This window comes from uncultured Romboutsia sp. (assembly GCF_958366745.1).
Classification (GTDB): Bacteria; Bacillota; Clostridia; order Peptostreptococcales; family Peptostreptococcaceae; genus Romboutsia; species Romboutsia timonensis.
The window spans coordinates 1-2941 of sequence record NZ_CATXCO010000262.1; the positions used below are offsets into that span (position 1 = coordinate 1).

General features: G+C 27.4%; 3 protein-coding genes. All 3 read right to left on the reverse strand.

Features of this window, described 5'->3' with window-relative positions; genetic code table 11:
* Positions 1-191 precede the first annotated feature (191 nt).
* Complete coding sequence (locus Q5F54_RS12395) at positions 192-1466, reverse strand: YqaJ viral recombinase family protein (RefSeq protein WP_302334526.1); 1275 nt, start codon at positions 1464-1466, stop codon at positions 192-194.
* 177 nt (positions 1467-1643) lie between these two features.
* Positions 1644-2477: a phage antirepressor KilAC domain-containing protein gene (locus Q5F54_RS12400; protein ID WP_302334527.1), complete on the reverse strand. Its 834-nt coding sequence runs from the start codon at positions 2475-2477 to the stop codon at positions 1644-1646.
* Between the two features lie 53 nt (positions 2478-2530).
* Positions 2531-2746: a helix-turn-helix transcriptional regulator gene (locus Q5F54_RS12405; RefSeq protein WP_302334528.1), complete on the reverse strand. Its 216-nt coding sequence runs from the start codon at positions 2744-2746 to the stop codon at positions 2531-2533.
* Between the last annotated feature and the right edge of the window lie 195 nt (positions 2747-2941).

Genomic DNA, 2941 nt, shown 5'->3' on the forward strand with positions numbered 1-2941 from the left:
TAATCTATATGTATATGTCTATAAACTGCCATATTAAACTCCCCCTTAGTCTAATCTTTTGTATTATTTTTCTATTTATATTTACTTATCTTTTATATTTATTTATAATTAATTTAATCTCATTTTGAGCAACGGATATATCCGAAGTGGTAGCGAGGATATATCGTTGGCGACATGAGCGAAGCGAATTTTTATATTTTTAACACTCTAGAAGTTGTAGTTTTCATATACCCAGCTACAATTTCAGGGTGTTCTTTTTTTAATCTAGTTGTATCTATAGTATTTCTCTCTTGCTTTTTCCAGGTAATTTTTCTATCTCCAACATAAGCAATTTCATAATTTTGCATCTGAAGTTTTAAATATTGCTCTATTGCCTTTTTCTCTTTTTCAAAATCCTTATATATTTTTACAACTTCATCATATCTTTCAAGTATTTTTTCAGCTTCAAATAATATTAATTCTTCACACTTACTATCTTTATATAATGTATCTAAAGTTTTAGAATAATCACTACTTCCATCAGGCATTGGTAGTTCATTTCCTAATATACAATTGTTCCAAAATATTTCTTCTAATTTCATGATTTCTTCTATATAATCTTCATCTCTTTCTATCTTATGAATTACTAACTCTTCATTTCCTATAAGTACAGCAACATAACAATGACTAGCTCCAGTAACTGCCATATAGTGATTCATTTGTATTTTATAGTGAATTGGTATAGTTTTTATCCATTCTTTTTTATTAAAGCTATTGGTAACCTTACATTCTAAAAATGCTTTTTCTCCAACAACTGCTCTATCAATATTTGCTATTGCAAATGGATATTTATCATTTCTTAAAATTCCATTTATATTCCTAACCTTCTTACCAGTCTTTAGTGTGAACTCATTTGCTACAAAACTTTTTAACTTATTACTAAGCTCCATTTTATAGCTATTTTTATCATCTTGAATAAAATAATCTTCTTTTAAGTCCTTATCAAATTTATCATCACTATTTTGATCAACAGGCTTGTCTTTCAAACCACTGTCCCTATGAGCATCACTATCTTGAGCAACTGGCTTGTCTTTTAAACCGCCTAAGACGTGAGCGTAGCGAATTTCATCTTCTTGAGCTTCTTCGCTTTGAATATGGCAATTTTGAACATCAACCTTTTCTTTTGAGCCACTCTCCTTATTAGCATTGATATTTTGAGCAACGGTCTTTCCTTTTGAGTCGCCTAAGAGATTAGCGTAGCAATTTTGAGCAACGGGCTCGCCTTTTGAGCCGTTGGCGACATGAGCGAAGCGAATCTCATCATCTATCTTATCTAAATAAACTGCCATTGAGCTTTTATATGGATTAAATCCTAGTATACTCGAAGCATCACTTCCACCTATTCCACATTTTCTTTTCTTTAACCATTCATCCTTTGGCATATCTTTAGTGTTTGCTATTATATTTGCATCTAAATATTTTCTCATTTATAGCCCCCAAATCTATAATTTAAAATTTACTAATTTTAGTATTAATTTTCTGATCTGTTTTTAGTATTACTAAAACTTTTTTACGCTTAATATTTCTAAAATTTCTTAATCTACAAAACTTTTACTAATATAAGTTACTCTCTAAATCATAAGCTCTTTTAGAAATAATAACTCTTATGAAATATAAGTTTTATTTTCGGTTAAATTACTAAATATCTCTAAAAAGTACATCTGACCTTTTCCTGTTATAAGTGTCGTAGCTGTAAGTAATTCACCTTTAACAGTTTTTACTATACTTTCAGCAACCTTAAAAAGACCCTGCTTAACGTAGATTTGTTTGGGCATATTTTTATCCTTACCAACTTTTATAAGGTATCCATTATCCCTTAATATAGTAAATAATCTGTTTCTACCAATATTTATATTATTATTGTTTAAAACCTTTGCAAATTGCCCTATAGTTATTGCATCAGATGAAGTTGCAATACTTTTTCCAAAGTTTGTGTATGGCTTATCTATTGTTATAGTAGCTTCAAGATGTTTAGCTTTTTCCTCAAGTAATCTTCTTTGTTCTCTTTCATATTTTAATTTAGTAGCCATTTCTATTATAAAATCTGGATCATCTAAAGTTTTATTTATAACCTCTTCACTCATATAAGCTCCATGTTTTCTTATACTTGGAAGTACTTCATCCATAACCCACTTTTCAAATCTTCTAGCACTTGGTAGTTTTGATTTTATAATAAGCCTGTATAAATTTCCTTCATCTATAAATTTTTTAGTAACTACTTTAAAAGCTTTACTATTATCTTTTTTAATTCCTGTTACTACCCTTACGTCGGAAAACACGACACCATCTTTATCACAATGTCTATTTATTGCATCTCTAGGATTTGAATATCCAAGTATTGTAGCAACTTCTATTGCTTCTATATATTCTTTGTTATTTTTAACAATTACACTTAATTGTCCAAACTCTTCATTTTTAAATATTTTTAACTTATTCATTATTATATCCCCTTTTAAAATTATCATTTTGGAAAGTTTCTATCTAAAATTTTTTAGCTACTTATAGATGAATCAAAAAATATATCATTTACTTCATTTAAATTAAGCTTAAGTAAATTACTTATCTTTTTAGCTTCATCTAATGTAAACTCCCTTTTACCATTTTCCTTTAAATTATAGCTTTTTATGTTAATTCCAACCTCTTTAGCTATTTCTTCTTGTGTTAAATCAAATAATATTCTCTTTGATTTAAGTATCCTAAGCCCCATTTTTCACTATCCCTTTCTATATTTTGTTTTATAAAATTCTATTTTTCTTTCCTTTGTGATAATTTTATAATATATCCAAAATTTAACAAAGTCAATATATTTTTGTCATTTTTATTATTAAAATTATCATTTTAATTATCATTTTATCTTTTTTTACTTATTTTTTTACCATAAGTACTTTTTTATTGTCATTTT

Bases quoted from the DNA above. Each gene is read 5' to 3' on its own strand.
- Q5F54_RS12395 (WP_302334526.1), bottom strand. From the start codon at position 1,466: ATGAGAAAATATTTAGATGCAAATATAATAGCAAACACTAAAGATATG.
- Q5F54_RS12400 (WP_302334527.1), bottom strand. From the start codon at position 2,477: ATGAATAAGTTAAAAATATTTAAAAATGAAGAGTTTGGACAATTAAGT.
- Q5F54_RS12405 (WP_302334528.1), bottom strand. From the start codon at position 2,746: ATGGGGCTTAGGATACTTAAATCAAAGAGAATATTATTTGATTTAACA.